The sequence below is a fragment of the Streptomyces sp. CB01201 genome, from assembly GCF_002803085.1.
GTDB classification, from domain to species: Bacteria; Actinomycetota; Actinomycetes; order Streptomycetales; family Streptomycetaceae; genus Streptomyces; species Streptomyces hundungensis.
This window is the reverse complement of sequence record NZ_NNBJ01000001.1, coordinates 998447-1015798: the sequence shown is the minus strand read 5'-3', so window position 1 is coordinate 1015798 and position 17352 is coordinate 998447. Positions and strand designations below refer to the sequence as shown.

General features: G+C 70.1%; 20 protein-coding genes. 8 read left to right on the top strand and 12 right to left on the bottom strand.

What is annotated here, in order from left to right; translation table 11 throughout:
• Positions 1-34: 34 nt before the first annotated feature.
• The gene (locus CG740_RS04595) at positions 35-397 is read right to left on the bottom strand and encodes a PASTA domain-containing protein (protein WP_100573536.1); all 363 of its coding nucleotides are present in this window, start codon (positions 395-397) and stop codon (positions 35-37) included.
• Between the two features lie 459 nt (positions 398-856).
• On the opposite strand from CG740_RS04595, the gene CG740_RS04590 reads away from it, so the two are divergent.
• The 3 genes from CG740_RS04590 to CG740_RS04580 are packed head-to-tail and all read left to right on the top strand — an operon-like array spanning position 857 to position 5536.
• A complete protein-coding gene (locus tag CG740_RS04590) occupies positions 857-2326 on the top strand; it encodes an aldehyde dehydrogenase family protein (RefSeq protein ID WP_100573692.1) in 1470 nt (489 codons plus the stop codon).
• Between the two features lie 52 nt (positions 2327-2378).
• On the top strand, positions 2379-3947 hold the full coding sequence (locus CG740_RS04585; RefSeq protein WP_100573535.1) for an APC family permease: 1569 nt from the start codon (positions 2379-2381) through the stop codon (positions 3945-3947).
• Between the two features lie 29 nt (positions 3948-3976).
• The gene (locus tag CG740_RS04580; RefSeq protein ID WP_100573534.1) at positions 3977-5536 is read left to right on the top strand and encodes a GMC family oxidoreductase; all 1560 of its coding nucleotides are present in this window, start codon (positions 3977-3979) and stop codon (positions 5534-5536) included.
• A 9-nt stretch (positions 5537-5545) separates the two neighbouring features.
• Here the strand turns inward: CG740_RS04580 and CG740_RS04575 are convergent, their stop codons facing one another.
• The 6 genes from CG740_RS04575 to CG740_RS04550 form a co-directional block, all read right to left on the bottom strand.
• Positions 5546-5911: a VOC family protein gene (locus tag CG740_RS04575; RefSeq protein WP_159030224.1), complete on the bottom strand. Its 366-nt coding sequence runs from the start codon at positions 5909-5911 to the stop codon at positions 5546-5548.
• A gap of 293 nt (positions 5912-6204) precedes the next feature.
• Positions 6205-6657 carry a hypothetical protein gene (locus CG740_RS04570; protein WP_100573532.1) on the bottom strand — a complete coding sequence of 151 codons (453 nt, stop codon included), beginning with the start codon at positions 6655-6657 and terminating at the stop codon, positions 6205-6207.
• A 204-nt stretch (positions 6658-6861) separates the two neighbouring features.
• The gene (locus CG740_RS04565) at positions 6862-7308 is read right to left on the bottom strand and encodes a TIGR03618 family F420-dependent PPOX class oxidoreductase (protein ID WP_100573531.1); all 447 of its coding nucleotides are present in this window, start codon (positions 7306-7308) and stop codon (positions 6862-6864) included.
• A 172-nt stretch (positions 7309-7480) separates the two neighbouring features.
• Positions 7481-8029 (bottom strand): hypothetical protein, encoded by a 549-nt coding sequence (locus CG740_RS04560; RefSeq protein ID WP_100573530.1) that lies wholly within the window; start codon positions 8027-8029, stop codon positions 7481-7483.
• A gap of 245 nt (positions 8030-8274) precedes the next feature.
• Entirely contained in the window at positions 8275-8664 is a 390-nt protein-coding gene (locus CG740_RS04555; protein WP_100573529.1) for a VOC family protein, read from the bottom strand.
• Positions 8654-9361, bottom strand: a complete 708-nt coding sequence (locus tag CG740_RS04550; protein WP_234376039.1) for a helix-turn-helix domain-containing protein — start codon at positions 9359-9361, stop codon at positions 8654-8656. Before CG740_RS04550 ends, CG740_RS04555 begins: the two co-directional genes overlap by 11 nt.
• Before the next feature lie 285 nt (positions 9362-9646).
• Between CG740_RS04550 and CG740_RS04545 the strand changes: the two genes are divergently transcribed.
• Both CG740_RS04545 and CG740_RS04540 read left to right on the top strand, forming a co-directional pair.
• Positions 9647-10234 (top strand): hypothetical protein, encoded by a 588-nt coding sequence (locus tag CG740_RS04545; protein WP_100573527.1) that lies wholly within the window; start codon positions 9647-9649, stop codon positions 10232-10234.
• A gap of 356 nt (positions 10235-10590) precedes the next feature.
• Complete coding sequence (locus tag CG740_RS04540) at positions 10591-11196, top strand: hypothetical protein (RefSeq protein ID WP_100573526.1); 606 nt, start codon at positions 10591-10593, stop codon at positions 11194-11196.
• Between the two features lie 89 nt (positions 11197-11285).
• Here CG740_RS04540 and CG740_RS04535 read toward each other — a convergent pair whose 3' ends face one another.
• Positions 11286-11801, bottom strand: a complete 516-nt coding sequence (locus tag CG740_RS04535) for an HD domain-containing protein (RefSeq protein ID WP_100573525.1) — start codon at positions 11799-11801, stop codon at positions 11286-11288.
• 320 nt (positions 11802-12121) lie between these two features.
• Between CG740_RS04535 and CG740_RS04530 the strand changes: the two genes are divergently transcribed.
• Positions 12122-13216 (top strand): C40 family peptidase, encoded by a 1095-nt coding sequence (locus tag CG740_RS04530; RefSeq protein WP_100573691.1) that lies wholly within the window; start codon positions 12122-12124, stop codon positions 13214-13216.
• Positions 13217-13221: 5 nt separating this feature from the next.
• Positions 13222-14160: a hypothetical protein gene (locus tag CG740_RS04525; protein WP_100573524.1), complete on the top strand. Its 939-nt coding sequence runs from the start codon at positions 13222-13224 to the stop codon at positions 14158-14160.
• 219 nt (positions 14161-14379) lie between these two features.
• Here the strand turns inward: CG740_RS04525 and CG740_RS04520 are convergent, their stop codons facing one another.
• The 4 genes from CG740_RS04520 to CG740_RS04505 all read right to left on the bottom strand — a co-directional run bounded on the left by CG740_RS04520 (position 14380) and on the right by CG740_RS04505 (position 16695).
• Positions 14380-14787, bottom strand: a complete 408-nt coding sequence (locus CG740_RS04520; RefSeq protein WP_100573523.1) for a hypothetical protein — start codon at positions 14785-14787, stop codon at positions 14380-14382.
• 179 nt (positions 14788-14966) lie between these two features.
• Positions 14967-15434, bottom strand: a complete 468-nt coding sequence (locus tag CG740_RS04515) for a hypothetical protein (RefSeq protein WP_199846323.1) — start codon at positions 15432-15434, stop codon at positions 14967-14969.
• A gap of 19 nt (positions 15435-15453) precedes the next feature.
• Positions 15454-15678: a hypothetical protein gene (locus tag CG740_RS04510; protein WP_100573522.1), complete on the bottom strand. Its 225-nt coding sequence runs from the start codon at positions 15676-15678 to the stop codon at positions 15454-15456.
• Between the two features lie 465 nt (positions 15679-16143).
• Positions 16144-16695, bottom strand: coding sequence for an EF-hand domain-containing protein (locus tag CG740_RS04505; RefSeq protein ID WP_100573521.1), 552 nt, complete (start codon positions 16693-16695; stop codon positions 16144-16146).
• Positions 16696-16906: 211 nt separating this feature from the next.
• Here CG740_RS04505 and CG740_RS04500 point away from each other — a divergent pair, with 211 nt between their 5' ends.
• Positions 16907-17194 (top strand): DUF3253 domain-containing protein, encoded by a 288-nt coding sequence (locus CG740_RS04500; protein WP_100573520.1) that lies wholly within the window; start codon positions 16907-16909, stop codon positions 17192-17194.
• The last annotated feature ends 158 nt before the right edge of the window (positions 17195-17352 follow it).

Below are 17352 nucleotides of genomic sequence, written 5' to 3'. Positions count from 1 at the left end.
GCATCAGATGTGGTCAACTCGCCTGACGCAGAGGTCAGTTGTTGGGATTGCTGATGGTCAGCGTGACCGGCTGGTCCTGGGTGACGGCGGTACCGGCGCCGGGCTTCGAGCCCGTGATGACCCAGTCGGTCTCGTCGACGGGATCCTGAAGGGCGTCGTGCCCGTCGGGCGCGACCGCCTCGGTGATGTGGAAGCAGAGGAGCGGGTCGGCCACGGCGTCGGCGAGCGGCATCCCCGTGACCGTCGGGACGGCCTGGGGCCACTTCTTCCCCGCGCAAGGTGAGCCCGAGCCGGCGGCTCCGGGGGTCTTGGCGGGTGCCGGGTCGCTGCTTGAGCAGCCCGCGAGGAGGAGCCCCGCGGCGGCGAGCACGATGACAGCGGTACGGGTGTGGTTCATGGGACTCTCACGGTAAGGGAGCCGGGAGACATCTGAACAGGTCTGCGGGAACTGGTGTTCCCACTTCGTGATGGCGACAGGCGAGAGGCAAGAGTCGGATCCGCTTCAGCAGCGAGCGGGCACTGGAGGACGGGCGCCAGGGAGCGGCTCAGCCCGGCCGACGGGGGTGTCGTGGAAGTCCGGGCGGTTCTCGCCGAGCACCTGCGCGCGCCGAGCCGTGAGTGACGCGCGCGGCACGTCGCTCAGAGCCGGGGCGGCCGATCACCGGCGAGCGCGGCCGTCCCGGGGACGGCCCCGGGACGGAGGCCGGCCGCCCTCGGCGCCGCCGGGCTCCCGTGCGGAGCGTCCCGGGGCGTGTTACGTGTGGCAGGTCGACTGTCCGTCGTGAAGACGGGGCGCGCCGCACCGGCCAGTGTGCTCGCGGCGATCGCCCCGTACACCCTGACCTGGAGGATTGCCATGCCCGAGCTGTTCATCGCCGGCCGGTGGACGGCGGCTGCGGAGGGGCACAAGCGGGACATCAGGTGTCCCGCGGACGGCACCCTGGTCGCCCAGGTGGACGAGGCCGGCGCACAGGACGCGGCGGCTGCCGTGGCCGCCGCGCGGGACGCGTTCGACCGCGGCCCGTGGCCGCGTACGCCCGTCGCGGACCGCGCGGCGCTGCTGCTCCGCGTCGCCGACCTCCTCGTACGCGACAAGGCCGACTTCGCACGGGCGGAGTCGCTCGACACCGGCAAGCGCCTGGTGGAGTCGGAGTACGACATGGACGACATCGCCAACTGCTTCCGCTACTTCGGCAATCTGGTCGCGGCCGGCGGCACCGACCGGATCGTCGACACCGGAAACCCGACCGTCGACAGCCGCGTCGTCCATGAGCCGGTCGGTGTGTGCTCTCTCATCACACCCTGGAACTATCCGCTGCTACAGACCGCGTGGAAGGTCGCACCCGCGCTCGGCGCGGGCAACACCTTCGTGCTGAAGCCGAGCGAGCTGACACCGCACACCGCGATCATGCTGATGCGGCTCCTCCAGGAGGCCGGCCTTCCGGACGGGGCCGCCAACCTGGTGCTCGGCTCCGGAGCCGTGGTCGGCGCGCCGCTGACCACGGACGAGCGGGTCGATCTGGTCTCCTTCACCGGAGGCCTGGCCACCGGCCGGAGCATCATGGCGGCCGCCGCTCCGACCGTGAAGAAGGTCGCCCTCGAACTCGGCGGCAAGAACCCCAACATCGTCTTCGCCGACGCGGACTTCGACACCGCCGTCGACTATGCGCTCATGGCCGTCTTCCTGCACTCGGGCCAGGTCTGCTCGGCCGGTGCCAGGCTGTTGGTCGAGGACGAGTTGCACGACCGCTTCGTCCACGAACTCGCCGCCCGCGCCGGGCAGATCCGGATGGGCGGCCCCTTCGACGAGCACGCCCGCACCGGCCCCCTCATCTCGGCCGCGCACCGCGACAAGGTGGAGGCATACGTCGCGGCGGGTGTCGCCGAAGGCGCCGTGCTGCGGCTGGGCGGTGCCCGGCCCGACGACCCGGCGCTCGCGGACGGCTTCTACTACCCGCCGACCATCCTCGACGAGTGCACCCCGCAGATGTCCGTCATCCAGGACGAATCGTTCGGCCCGGTCGTGACCGTCGAGCGGTTCCGGGGCGAGGCGGAGGCCGTGGCACTCGCCAACGACACCGTCTACGGCCTGGCGGGCGCCGTGTGGACGACGGACCAGAGCCGGGCGCACCGGGTGGCCGCCGGCCTGAGGGTCGGCACGGTCTGGATCAACGACTTCCACCCCTACGTCCCGCAGGCCGAGTGGGGCGGCATGAAGCAGTCCGGGGTGGGCCGCGAACTGGGCCCCGCCGGACTCGCGGAATACAGCGAGGCCAAGCACATCTGGCGCAACACCGCGCCCGAGCCGCAGCGCTGGTTCGACTGACGGGCCCTGGCCCGTTGCCCCTGCCTGCCCGCACGGAACGAGGAGACCTGTCATGGCGGACACCCGGCCCGGCCCGGACGAACCGGCCAAGAACGCGTCCTCCGACCAGGACGCGGCGCTCACCGAGCTCGGCTACAAGCCCGGTCTCAAGCGGACGCTCGGCAACTTCCACACCTTCGCCGCCGGCATCAGCTACATCTCCATCCTGACCGGCACGTTCCAGCTGTTCTACTTCGGCGTCAGTTTCGGCGGCCCCGCCTACTGGTGGTCCTGGCCGATGGTCTTCCTCGGCCAGCTGATGGTGGCCCTGTGCTTCTGTGAACTCGCCGCCCGCTTCCCCGTCGCGGGCTCGGTCTACAACTGGTCCAAGCACTCCGGCGGCCCCCACGTCGGCTGGCTCGCGGGCTGGATGATGACGGTCGCGACGATGGTGTCGCTGGCCGCCGTGGCCCTCGCCTATCAGCTGACGCTCCCTCAGATCTCCAGCTTCTTCCAGGTGATCGGTGATGGCACGGGCAAGTACGACAAGGCCGCCAACGCGGTTCTGCTCGGCACGATCCTGATCCTCTTCACCACCCTCGTCAACGCGTTCGGCGTCAAGCTGATGGCCACCATCAACTCCGGCGGCGTCTTCATCGAGCTGGTCGCCGCCGTCGTCCTCATCGTGCTGCTGGCCGCGCACATCACCCGCGGACCGAGCGCCATCGTCGAGACCGGCGGCTACGGACAGGGGCAGTCGCTCGGCTACCTCGGCGCGTTCCTGACCGCCTCACTGGCTTCGGCGTATGTAATGTACGGCTTCGACACCGCGTCCTCGCTGGGCGAGGAGTCCGTCGACCCGTCCCGCAACGCACCCCGCGCCATCCTGCGCGCGCTCATCGCCTCCTTCCTCCTCGGCGGCCTGATCCTGCTCTTCGCGTTGCTCGCCGCCCCCGACCTGCACGCGAAGGAGCTGTCCGTGGACGGGCTCCAGTACGTGGTGAAGGCCGCGCTCGGCAACACCGTCGGCGTGGTCGTGCTGTGGTGCGTCGTCATCGCCATCACCGTGTGCGCGCTGTCGGTACAGACGGCGGGACTTCGGCTCGCGTTCGCGATGGCGCGGGACAACAATCTGCCGGGCGGCTCGAAACTGGCCCGGATCAGCCCGAGGTTCCAGACACCCGTGCTCGCCACGTGTCTGATCGGGTTCGTGGCCATCGTCATCCTGGTCGTGAACATCAACCAGCCGCAGATCTTCTCCGTCGTCACCAGCATCGCCATCGTGATGATCTACATCGCCTACCTGCTGGTGACGCTCCCCCTGCTGGTCCAGCGGCTGCGCGGCAACTGGACGCCGGCCCCCGGCCGCTTCTCGCTGGGCCGGCTGGGCATCCCGGTCAACATCCTGGCCGTGCTCTGGGGCGCCGCCATGACCGTCAACCTGCTGTGGCCGCGCGCCGCCGTCTACAACGCCACCGGACCGCAGCACTGGTACCTGCGCTGGGGCGGCGTCCTGTTCGTCGGCGTCGTCGGCGTCGGCGGCTTCCTCTACTACTGGTTCGTCCAGCGCAAGCAGACCGGCGTGCTCGCCGAGCACTCGGCGGCGGGCCCGTCCGGACCGATGGGCCACGGCGCCCCGTAGCAGCGCACGCCAGACCGTACCGAGAAGGAGTGGACGTGGACGAGTTCGACTATGTGGTGGTCGGCGGCGGCACCGCCGGATGTGTGGTCGCCGCCCGCCTGAGCGAGGACCCGTCGGTCACGGTCTGTCTGCTGGAAGCCGGGCCGAGCGACGTCGGGGACGACAACGTCCTGCGCCTGGAGCGCTGGATGGGCCTGCTGGAATCCGGCTACGACTGGGACTATCCCGTAGAGCCACAGGCGCACGGCAACAGCTTCATGCGGCACGCCCGCGCCCGGGTCCTCGGCGGCTGCTCCTCGCACAACTCCTGCATCGCCTTCTGGGCGCCCGCCGAAGACCTCAACGCCTGGGAGGCGGCGGGCTGTTCGGGCTGGGGCGCGGCCGATGTCTTCCCGCTCTACCAGCGCCTGGAGACGAACGACGGGCCCGGCGACCACCACGGCCGCACCGGCCCCGTCAAGATCCGCACCGTCCAGCCCAACGACCCGTGCGGCAGCGCCGTCATCAAAGCCTGCGCCCAGGCGGCCATCCCCACGGCCACCTTCAACACCGGCACGACGGTTCTGCGGGGCGCGGGCTGGTTCCAGATCAACTCCGACGAGAACAACATGCGCCAGTCGGCCTCCGTCGCGTATCTGCATCCCGTGCTCGGCAAGCGCCCGAACCTGGAGGTGCGTACGGGAGTGCGCGCCAAGCGCCTCCTGATCGACGCCGACCGGCGCTGTACGGGCGCCGCGTACCTCGATCCGGATCTGGTCCACTCCCGTACGGTCACCGCGCGGCGCGAGACGATCGTCAGTTGCGGGGCGATCGATACGCCCAAGCTCCTGATGCTCTCGGGCATCGGGCCGGCCGATCAGCTCCGCGAGGTGGGCGTGGACGTCGTCCTGGACGCCCCGGGCGTGGGCGAGAACCTCCAGGACCACCCCGAGGGCGTCATCATGTGGGAGGCCAAGCAGCCCATGGTGACCACGTCGCAGCAGTGGTGGGAGATCGGCATCTTCGTCGACACCGTCCCGGACCTGGACCGGCCCGACCTGATGTTCCACTACGGCTCGATGCCGTTCGACATGAACACCTACCGGCGCGGCTACCCGACCAGCGAGAACGCCTTCTGCCTCACGCCCAACGTCACCCGCGCCCGCTCGCGCGGCACGGTACGACTGCGGACGCGCGACTTCCGCGACAAGCCGCGCGTCGACCCGCGGTACTTCACGGACGAGCACGACGTCCGGGTGATGACCTACGGACTGCGGCTCGCGCGCCGGATCGCCGCCCAGCCCGCACTCGCTCCCTGGGCGGGGGCCGAGCTGGCGCCGGGGCCCGAGGTGCAGACCGACGACGAGCTGCTCGACTACATCGCCACGACGCACAACACCGTCTACCACCCGTCCTGCACCGTGAAGATGGGTGCGGACGACGATCGGAGCGCCCCGCTGGACGCCCGGCTGCGGGTCAAGGGCATCGCGGGTCTGCGGGTCGCCGACGGCTCGGCCATGCCGGATCTCGTCACGGTGAATCCGTGCATCACGACGATGATGATCGGAGAGAAGTGCGCGGACATGCTGAAGGAGGACGCTCAGCGGTGAGCGATTGCCTCAACGCCGGCCAGGGGCGGGCGGCGGCCCTTCCAGGGTGAGGAGGTAGCCGTTCGGGGTCCTGAGCTGCACCGTCCAGAAACCGGCCGGGTGCGGTTGGGGCCCCTTCAGGACCGCGAGTCCCCGCCGCAGCGCCAGGTCGTGCACCGCATGGACGTCGACCACCTCGATCTGCCAGGCCAGATCCCACGGCGGGACGTGGTATTCGGAGCCCTGCGGCTTGCGCACCCCGAACAGAACGGGCCCGCACCGCAGGGACGTGAAACCGGAATAGGTGATTTCGGCAGTGAACCCCAACGCGGAATAGAAGCCCACCTCGGCCTCCAGATCAACTACCGGTAAAACAGGCAGAAGACGCTTGAACACACTGCCTCCACGATCCCAGCCCAAACCCCACCCCAGGGACCAGAAAGTTACCCCACGCCCCGCCCCGGGGCCGCATCAGCCCCGGCCGCCCGCCCGGACCAGGCGGTCCGCGTCCTGGCCACCCCCGTCCTCCGGACCGCGTTCATCCCACTCGCCGGTTCGCCAGGACCGCGGCACGTGGTGAGGTCCGCCGTACGCGGCCGGCCTCGGCAGAAGGTGAGGTCCGCCGTACGCGGCCGCGGGCAGCGTTCCCACGCGCTGTCCGCGGCCGCGCTGCCGCCGGCTTTCGCTGATCAGCGGACGCTTACCGCCACCACGTCGGAGGAGTGCAGCCGCACGGGATGCTGGTCGTGCGCGCTGGTCAGGCCGTACAGGACCGCCCGGAACCGCAGCGTGCCACTGCGCGCGGACGTGCCCTGCGCGGTGACGTGCGCTTCGCCCTTGGCCGCGGCGCTGCACGTCTCCTGGTGCCAGCCCTCGCCGAAGCCGTTCTCCTCGATGCACAGCTGATGCAGGTAGCCCGCGCTGTCGTCGCCGCCGTTCGCCTTGACCGTGATGGTCTTGCCGACCTGGGCCGTGCGCGGCGCCGTGATCTCCACAGAACCCTTCGCGGACGCCGACCCGGCTGCCAGAGTCACCGAGGTCAGCCCCAGGGCCGCGGTAGCGAGCCCCAGCGCGCCGATCACGGCCAGCCGGCCGCCTCGCGTCTTCGTTCCGGTCCGGTCGGTCTTCTTCGTCCTGGTCATGGACTTTCCTTCCATGGATCTCCACCACTCGGTGAGATCCCGCCCCTTCGCGAAGGCACCCAACGCGCCTTGCCGCCTACCCAGATGGGCCGACCGGCCGACCCGTTGCGCCCGGCCCGTCCCGTTACACACCCAGGACAAAAACCAACTGGGTCTCGGAGAAAGCTAGTTGGGAGCCTCCACCCGACGGATGCGTCGCTCCCCTCACCGAGCAGGGCGGGGACCGCCGGGCCGAAATCGCTCAACTCCCACAATGTGCCGCACCTTGACCGGACGCACGATCACGGCCACCCGCTCCTCCCCCGGCATGATCCACTCGAAGCCTTCGCCACCGAGGTACTTGCGGGCCAGCCCGTCCATCCGCTCGTGCGCTTCTTCGCCGGTGATGAAGCGGGCCACCACACCGCTGATCTGCACGCGGTCGAAGGGGTCGTCGGCATCCGCGTGCGACAGGTAGACGCGGGGATCCCGGCGCAGGTTCTCCTCCTTCACCCGTCCCACCGAGGTGTTGAACGCCAGCTCCCCCTCACCTTCCAGGTCCACCCACATCGGGCTGACCTGTGGTGCCCCGTCGGCGAACACGGTGCCGACGTACCAGATGTTGGGGGCTCGCAGCCGAGCACGGACGGCGTCGTCGAATGTCACAGTCATCCGGGGAGGCTACCCACCACGATCGGCGGAAACGTACGCCCGGACCGTGGCGGGAGAACCCACCCGTGCCTGCGGCTCGCGAACGACCGGGCGGGTCCAACAGTCCCGGGGGAATCCATCAGGCCGAGCAGGGTCCAACGGGTCCGACGGTTCGCTCACACACCTACGGCCGTTACGCCGCACTCGCCCGGCGCCACTCCACTTCGGCCGCGGTCATGGGAGCCAGGATGCTGTACACATCGCCCACCCTCATGTGGTCAGGAGTGCTGTACTGCCCGTAGCCGGCGATGACCGAGACGGCCACCTGTGAATCGGGCTGCCAGAAGGTGCGGTAGTACGGAGCGTTCCCCGGGTCCGGTACCTCCACCAGCGACACACCGCGTCGCTCCAGGAGGCGCCGCAGCTTCTCGAACCGCAGCCGGTGGGTGAACCGCCCGTACTGTTCGCGCAGCCTCTCGTTCACGCTGCTGCGGTCCCCACGGGACAACCGGTGGACCTGCAAGGTGAAGTGATGCCCCACCCAGGGGTCGGCGGACCGCGAACGGTGCCAGTAGAACTCGGCGAGGCCGTAGTCACGGACCATGCTGGTGCCGAAGTCGTTGTCCCCGAAGCGCGGCCCGAGCACCTCGGTGACCCGCTCGGGCGCATCCGTGGGCCGTAGCCCCAGCACGGTGCCGGTCGTGACGGCGTTGACGTAGAAGGCGAGGGAGTACGGGGTCAACTGCGGTTCCTCGAACACGGATCACATGGATCACAACGTTGATCGGCTCTGATACGCCACGTAACCCTATGCCATACCCCTTCAAGCGGCCCGGGCCGGGAGTTGGACCGCCCCCGCGCATGACGCGCCCAGGACATCCGCCTCGTACGGCACTCACAACCCACTGCCCCACGAAGCCTGGCAGCTCCGGGCCGGAGCGGGGCGGCCAGGCTTCGCCCGCCGTGCGGCGGTGGGCCGGGTGCGCGTCAGGAAGGGGTGTCGCCGCTGAGCACCCACAGGTGACCGAACGGGTCCTTCACACGGCCCTGCCGCTTGCCGTAGGGACGGTCCTCGATCGGGATGACGATCTCGCTGCCGAGCTGGGCCATGCGGTCCGCCGTGGCCGCCGGGTCGGGCAGGTCGATCTGGAGGAGCACGGGAGATCCGCCCACGGACAGGGGGTCACACCATCCCCACTCCTCGACGCTCTGCGCCAGCGCGAAAGTGGCCGTCCCCAGGGAGATCTCGGCGTGCATCACGAGCCCCTGGTCGTCGGCCACGCGCTCGGTCAGGGTGGCGCCGAGGGCCTTGGTGTAGAAGTCGATCGCGGCGTCCGCATCGGAGACGAGCAGCTTGGGCTGGAGTTCACTGGTCATGACTAGATCGTCGCGGGAGAGTACGGCTTTCGCCTTGTAGATTTCGGCCTTCCTCGGCGAGCCAGGCGCTCGGTGTGGTCCGCATCAGATCCTGGAAGTCACGCACCAGGTGGCTCTGGTCGTGGTAAGCGCATTCCGCGGCGATGTCCGCCCAGGAACCGGCGCCCTCCCCCGCACGGCGCAGGGTGGCGGCGAGCCGGGCCACGCGAGAGGCGAACTTCGGACCGATTCCCACCGCGCTCCCCATCACCTGCCGCAGCCGGCGCGGACTGAGGTGAACCTGCCGGGCCACGTCCTCCACCGGTATCCGGCCGTCTCCGACGCGGATGACCCTCAGCGCCTCGACCGCGTACGGGGACACATCGGGCCGGCCGGCCCGTGCCAGGTGGTCCAGGAGCCGGCGCCGCATGAGCGTGACGCGCTCGCCGGCCGGCAGGTCGGCAAGCTCCTCACTCACCCGGCCGAGCCACGGCAGGAGGTCGTTGGCGTCGAGCCCGCCGGCGTCCACTTCGCCGAGGGGTACGCCGGTCAGCCGTTGGGTGGCCGCAGGTGACAGCTCGACGTACACCATCGGCTGCTGGGGTCGCAGCGTAAGGGCCGGCGTTCCGGTCCCGGGCCGCATCATGCCGGTGACCACCGCCTGCACCCGTCGGGCCTGGTCCCCGTAGCGGACCTCGATGGGGGTCCCAAGGCTCACGACGAGACGGCAGGAGAGGAGGGGGAGCGCCCGATGCAGCCGAGGGGGTCCGGTGTGCTCACTGACGGCGACCGCACCGATGCCTGCTGCCACGCATGCCTGGCTCAACTCCACGGAACCAAGTGTCTCACCGGTGCCGGTCCCGCGCCGGACATCGCCCTACGGATAGCCGACAGCCCCGCGAGCACCCCCCGGGCGTGACCCGTGTCACATGGCGGCCTCGGGGGTACCCGGCCGTCATGGGCAGGCGGGAGGACGTGCCGCGCGGGTCGGGAGGGGGCCGAAATGACGGACCGTGCAACGGACTTGAGGTCACAGCGGCGGTGGATCGACAAGTGGTGGGTCGTGGGGTTATTGGCGTTGGCCGTCGGCGTCGTGATGCGGTTGTTCTTCCGCGGTCTCGACGACTGGGTGCCCATCCTGGTCGGCTCCGGGTTCTACGCGATCATCTTCACCGCGCTCATGCGTCGCCGTCAGCGGGCCGATGCCCGCGCGGCCGGTCTGGAGACCGACGACGTACCGGTTCTGGACCGCCGAGTGCGTCGCGGCGCCGTTCCCGACGACCCCGCTCTGCGCGAGGCCATGCTCCGGTTGGTGCGCCGTCGACTGAAGGTGATGCGCGGCAAGCTGATGTGGGCCCTCGCGGCGTGGCTGCTGCTGATCTTCGTGGGTCTTGGCGTCCTCTTCCTCGTCCACGGCAGCGTCGTGGCGGGCATCGCCTGGATGGTGATCGGGGTCGGCTTCGCCGGTGGCCTGTGGTGGATGCGTCGAGCCAACATCGACCGATTCCTGCGTATGGAGCGTCAGTTGACCCAGAACTCGGAGCGTCCGCCCGCCATGCGCCCGCCAGAGAGCGGCGCGCAGACAGCCTGAGCAGGCCGTACCCGCGCGCCCGCACGGTTGGGGACCGGGTCCTCTGCGCCATCCCGGGCGGAGGCCGCCGAACGGCACAACGGCAACAACCCGGGCGGGCAAGTGGTGCGTTCGCTTGGCGAGGGCCCTCGACCGACATCGGAGGCCACCGGTGGCCGTGGGGCCTCCATGGGGCCTCCGCAGTGGGCGCGCCCCTCACGGGCGCGTGCCCCACGGGCGCGTACCTCCGTGCACGCCGCCCTCCCCGCGTACCGTCAAGTCCGCCGCCGCGCCCCGCGGCCACTCCTTCACGTTCGACCCACCGCACCGCCCGTCGGCCGTTTCACCGTTGCCATCGTCGGAACAGGAGCACGTCCATGCGCCTCTACGCCCAGACCCCAGCTCGCCGGATTCGTCAGCTGATCGCGGATGTGATCGCCCTGCTCCTGATCGCGGTCACGGTGAAGTTCGCTCTCGCCGTCCGCGACGCGATCCTCACGTTGGCCGAGCCGGGGCGCAAGGCGCAGAGCGCGGGTGACAGCCTCGCGTCCAATCTCGGAGACGCCGGCGACGCGGCCTCGAAAGTGCCCTTCGTTGGGGGCTCGTTGAAGAAGCCGCTCCAGTCCGCCGCCGACGCGGGCACCAGCCTCTCCGATGCGGGCCGATCCTTGCAGGACACCGTGGGGCATATCGCGACCCTCACCACCGTCGCCCTGATCGTCCTGCCCACCGCCGTCATCCTGGTGCTGTGGCTCGTTCCGCGCCTGCGGTGGATCCGCCGCACCGCCACCACCCGTCGTCTCCTCGACGCACCCGGCGGCGCGGACCTGCTCGCCCTGCGGGCGCTCACCGGCCCGCAACGGCCGCTGGCCACCATCCCCACCCCGCCGGGCGGTCTGGTCGACGCCTGGCGCCGCGCAGATCCGGACGTACTCGCCGACCTGTCGGCCCTCACGCTCCGGCGCGTCGGCCTTCGCCCCTGACCTGGCCCTGTGGTCCGTACGCGATGAACTCCCGCCCGCAGACGGCCATGCGCCGCATCCGGGGAAGGGAAGCCGCGCGCGCCGCCGTTTCACCAGGCCGTGCGCCGCTCCGCCAGTTCGTCCAGAAGGCTCGGGTTGACGATCGAGACGATCGCCTCGACGTCCCGTTCCAGCGCGGCCGCCCACAACAGATCACGCGCGGACCGGTACTTCGTCGCGAGCCGGATCCGCTGGTCCGGCGGTAGCCGGTCCGTGCGGGCGGGGTGGCTGTTGTGCGCGTTGTCGGCGATCTTGACGAGGGTGGCCTTCGGGTCGGCCGTGATGCGCCGAATCTTCTCCTCGTAGGGCATTCCGGCCTGGTTCGTGACGGCCTCCACCACGGACACCACATGCGGCGGCATCCCGGTGGCCCGCAGCTGCTCGGCCGTCCACTGGGTGTCCTCGATGACATCGTGCAGCAGTCCCGACATGACCAAGTGGTCCCCGAAGGGCACGAGACCGGCGGCAACGGCACGGACGTGCTCGATGTAGGGAACGCCGACCTTGTCGGTCTGCCCCTCATGAGCGAGGCGCGCGAACTCTTCGACCTCTGCCACGGTCCGCATGGCGCCTCCTGTGCCGGGAACGGGATGAACGCACCGAGGGACTCGGCACATGGGCGGCGACCGTGCGCACACCCGACCCGGGTGAGCCGACCGACGCCCGACCACAGCTTCCCCCACTTCCGGGTGGGGGCGAGAATCGGCCAACTGTGGCCGATGAATTGGTCGGAAGCGCATTGACACGCATAGGGACCCGGAGATCAGCCGTTCGTGTGAGGGTAGTGTGTTCGTGGGCCGAACGGATCTCCGTATGACCCGACTTGACCACCGTGATGGTAGGTCGTCATCCGAACTCTCGTACCCGGCCTCCGAAAGTGGCGCTGATGAACGTGTCGACCGGCGGTAGACAGCTGCGAGGCCGGGCCGCCGTGACGGCCCTTGTCTGCGCGATCACCTTGATGCCCGGGCTCAGTTACGCGGCTCCGAGCGACCCGAAACCGGGCGACGGCGGGACGCTGGAACAGATCCGCAGCCAGCTCGACGGCCTCTACCGCGAGGCGGAGGTCGCGACCGAGGCCTATGACGCCGCGAACGAGAAGGCGACCGAGCAGTCCAAGCGGCTGACGTCCCTCCAGAGTGACCTCGCCCACATCCAGAGTCGGGTCGGCGTCCTGCACGATCTCGCCGGCGCGGCGGCCCGAACGCAGTACCGGGGCGGCTATTTCGGCTCCACGGGCATCCAGCTGCTGCTCGGCGACCATCCCGAGCACGCGCTCTCCGATGCCGCTCAGGCAGGCCAGGCCAGCCAGAACCTCGTGAACATCTACGAGTCCCAGAAGACGGCCCGCACGGAACTCGACCGGCAGACCGAGGCCGCCGCGAAGGACCTGCGGGAGCTGAAGAAGACCCTCGCGGACAAGGCCGGATCGAAGGAGAAGATCCAGAAGAAGATCGCCGACGCGGAGCGCATCGAGGCGGGACTGGAGAAGGAACAGGTCGCCGGACTGGCCCAGTTGGAGAAGCAGCAGACGGACGAGGCCAAGGCCAAATGGCCCGGCTCCGGTTCGAACGGCGGGCCGTCGGACAGCAAGGGCGGCGGGCCCATGGGCGGCGGACCGGCGGCGAGCGGAGCGGCAGGGCAGGCCGTCGCGTTCGCCATGGCCCAGATCGGCAAGCCGTACGGGTGGGGGGACGTGGGCCCCTCGTCGTACGACTGCTCGGGCCTGACCTCCGTAGCATGGGCCCATGCCGGACATCCCATACCCCGTACCTCGCAGGCCCAGTGGCAGGGACTTCGCCACGTCAGCCTCTCGTCCGCTCAACCCGGGGACCTGATCATCTACTTCAACGACGCCACGCACGTGGGCATGTACATCGGAGGCGGGCAGATCGTCCACGCTCCACGGCCCGGGCGTACGATCACGACCGCGCCGGCCGCATCCATGCCCATTCTCGGCGTGGTCCGACCCGGAGGCTGAGCGGAATGTCCCAACTCCCCGCACCCCGCGACGAGGGGAACCTGCCCGCACCTCGTGACGAGAGGAACCTGCCGGCGCTCAGCGCCCAACCACTCATCCGCCTGGACGCCTATGTGGCCGAGGACGGCTCGACGGTGGTCAACGGCCATCTGCTCACGATGGGCGGCACTCGGCCGCCCAACGAGGCGATCCTCGACGCCGTGGCCATGTTCGCCCGCACCCTGGGGGCCCCGGTGGCGGCGACCGTCATCGACCGCACCGTGCAGCAGGTGGCGCGGCTCCGGGTGCACCCGGACGGTTCCAGCTACACCATCGCCGACGCGGAGGACCTGGCGCCCGGCCATGAGCGGACCGCCGCGGAGGAGCAGGCGTTCCCTCCGCTCGCCCGTGTCGAGCGGATCATCCAGCACGCCCAACGGGAAGAGCTGCACGCCGCGTTCGTCCTCGCCAGCGCTCTGCGGGAGCACCTGACGCTGCGCAGGGGCGTGGAGGACGACCTCTCGCTGGAGGCACGGGCGATCGAGGCGTACATGGCGTTTCTGCGCGGCGACTACACGGTCTCCACCGTCCTCGCGCTGACCGTCGCGCGCATCCGGTGCCGTACCGACCTCAATCGGGCCGCGCCCGAGGTGGCCCGCGCCACCGCGGCATGGCAACGGCTGGAGGACGAGGGCCAGGTGGCCGCCCGCGGGCAGGAACTGCTCTACATGTGGGACCGGTTGTCCGCGGAGGGCCTGGTGCAGCACCAGGCCCACCACACCATGGCACTCGCCGTACGTAACCGGCTCGAACGGGGCAGCCAGTACGTGGAGGCCCCGGTGGGGCCCCCGGCGGCGGCTCTCACCGCCGCCCAGGGGGCCGCTGCCCCGGAGGACACACCCCTCAAGCGGAGCCGAAGGGGCCTGCGTCGCTTCACCCGGTGGCCGGGCCGGGCAGCCGACTGAGTCGGCCGTGCCCGAGCGTGCGCCGTCATCAGTGCGGTCGCGGCGCAGCCGGGCCGAAGCGCCGGGCGCTTCCCGATCGGCGGCCGACCCAGGCCTGCCGTCGGGGAGTTGACGGACGCGGGCCGGACACGGATGCGTCCACCGCGCGTACCCGCCAGGAGTCGAACGCGAGGACGCGCCCGGTCTGGCCGGTCAGGAGTGACCGCCGGTGCGGACCGGTCAGAAGCGACCGCCGGTGGCACGCGTGATGGGTCCCTGGCCGTGCCGGACCGCCACCCGTCCGAGGGCGTAGGCACCGGCCAGGGCCGCCAGGGCGCCACCGCCCGCACAGGCCACTATCTGCTTGCGGTTGCGGACCACGGTCCACGCGGTCGACGCGACCTGCACAGACTTGCCCGGAATGGTGGACAGCATCTCGCCGCCGGCCTTGGCCTTGGAGCGCAGTGCCAGCACGCTGCCGGTGGCGTGGTCCGTACCCTCGGAGGCCGCCGCCTTGGCGTTGTTCGCGGCTGATGAAGCCTTGGTCCCAGCGGCTCCGGCGGCCTTGGCTCCACTACTCGCCGTACGGGCAGTGGTCTTGGCCGCAGTGCTCTTCGTGGTTTCGTTGTTCTTCGCTGTTTCCGACATGGAGTCCGTTTAGCCGCTGTGTCTGATTCCAAACGGCGTGTTCGTGGCCGGCCCAACTCCCGTGCCGGCGACAGGTGGGCGCGCACTTCCGTCGGCGCGTCCGTGGTCGCCTGAAACCCGGCTGCGTGGCCGATCTGGTCATCAGGCCACTCGGCCGTGCGGCCCACCTGCTCGCCTGCTCACTCGGCCGCGGCGATCCAGTTCTCCAACTGCTCGATGGTCGTGGCCGGGTCGGCGACCAGCGCGGCGAGCCGGTCGTCGGCGGAGTTGAGGGTGGCGAGGGCGGGGCAGCGGTGGCAGGCGTCCACTCCTGTCTGGTTCCACCACTTGCAGCGCGGACGGAGGTGACACCGCGGCACGGCTCCCGTTCCGTGCGCCGACGGCAGTGTCTGAATGCGCTGGATCAGACCGCAGTCGTCACCCACCCGGTTCGCGCAGGCGGGCGTGCAGTGCGAGGCGAACCGCAGGACACGGTGGGGCGCGATGCCTTCGGGGATGCTCGACAGCACGTCCGCCGCGGGCACCGGCTCGTCGAGATAGACGACCTGGCCGTTCTCTCCCGATCTGACGCCCAGGACGAGGGATTCCGGACGGTGGGCGTCTCCGCTCGGGCACCAGGTGATGTGGTCTTGGCCGTGATCGTCCACGATGCGCACCTCCGGGCCGTCAGGAGGACGCGGTCTCGGCGCCGTCGGGGGCGGTCAGGATGAGACCGAGGATGGGGCCGCCCGTGGTCCCGCCGAGTTGCTGCTCGGCGACGACGGCTTTCTGGATGTGAGCGGAGAGGTTCTGGGCGTCGGTTCTCTCGGCCGCGTTGGCGACACCACCGGCGGCGAGGAGCCCGGTGATGAGCGCGGCCGTGGCGGCCGCGGCACGAAGGTTGGGGTTCATGCTGTCCTCCTTGACATTGTCGTCTCGACTGACAAGGGCGACCGTATGCACCAACTCCCGTGCGGGGAAGCCACTTTGGTGCGTACTTAATTTCGTCAAAGTGCGGAGACCGGAGTCGCGGCGACCGTACGGCCGTCACGCGTCGACGCCACCTTCCGTCCGCCTTCGTCCACCGTCCCGCAAGCGCGCTCGGTTTAGTTCAGCGCCTGTTGACGCGCCAGAACGCGGTCGAGCACATCTCTGCCCGCGGGCCTCAGGCCAACTTGGGCCGACCCACGTGCGCGCCGGATCGTCGTCCACACACATATCGCCGGATTAGGCCGCGATGGTCCACGGCCGGGGAGCCGTGCGGACTCCTCCCCATCCGCAACGGAGTCGGCACCGGGAGGGTGGGACCGGCAGGACCGGCATGCGCGCCCAGTACCCAACAATCTCGCGGGCCGCCGACTGCCCCAACCACGTTCGTCAGACGCCTCGTTGGCCGGGGATTCGTCCGCAGAGCCAGTTGCCCGGGTCCTCCGGCTGGTCGCTGATCCAGAACTGACGCCACAACAGCGCGAATTCCTGGCGGCTCAGGTGACCGTCACCCTTCAGGTCGATTCTCTCGAAGACACCCGTCATGTCGACGGGCCGGCCGTTCCAGGTCTCGACGAGCATGCGGTGTTCGTCCCGGGAGATGCGGCCATCACCATTGGCGTCCACAGCATCGAAGAGGGTGTCGGCGGTGGCCGTGACTTCCGCGAGCATCGTAGGGAGCCGGTCCACGAGGGAGAGCAGTTCATCCATGTCGACGGAGCCGTCGCCATTGGCGTCCCCCGCCTCCAGCAGCGCTGCCCACCAGCCCATCAAGAGCGTTTCGACTCTGGCCCGCAGCTCTGTTCCCCGGCCCACCGCCGGTAGTCTGCACCAGCGGTCGACCAGCGCGGCGAAGTCTTCCTCGCGCAGGAATCCGTCGCCGTCCGCGTCGAACGCGGCGAACATTCCCTTGAGTTTGAGTTCCTGAAACGCATTGGCCATGAGCGGCCTCCCTCGACGCCGGATCGGCGGACCGCCGGTAACTATAGGTCGGGGCGCGCCTCCGTCTCCATGAGCACATCTGCGCGAAGGGTCAATCGCGTAAGAGGGCGCACGTCCGCCGCCCCACCGGGGATCGGGGCACCACCTGCTCAGCTCGAACGGTGCGTGCTCGCCGCCTTGCACCCGCGATCGCCGGGGTGACACTGGAAGCGTGGCGGACGGCGAAACTGAGACCGACCGGCGACTTGAGCGGGCCATCCTGGAGCTCCTGAAGGCGCGGGACGCGAGCTCCTCGATCTGCCCCTCCGACGCCGCACGGGCGGCGTACGAAGGGGACGACGACGGCTGGCGCGCGCTCATGGAGCCGGTCCGGCGCGCGGCTCGCCGACTGGTCGGGAAAGGCGAGGTGGAGGTCCTTCAGGGCGGCCGGCCCGTCGATCCGCACACGGCTCGCGGTCCGATCCGCATTCGGCGCGTCCGCCGGCCCAGCCAACCCTGAAGGACACCGGTGCACGAGGCATCCGGGGAGCCGATGCACGAGGGGCCCCGTTGCACGCGGGAAGCCGGTTCGCATGGGCCCCGCGGTACACATGGGCCCCGTTGCACGCGTGATGCCGAGCCCGCCGGTGCCCTGCGGCTTACACATCGGCCGCCGGC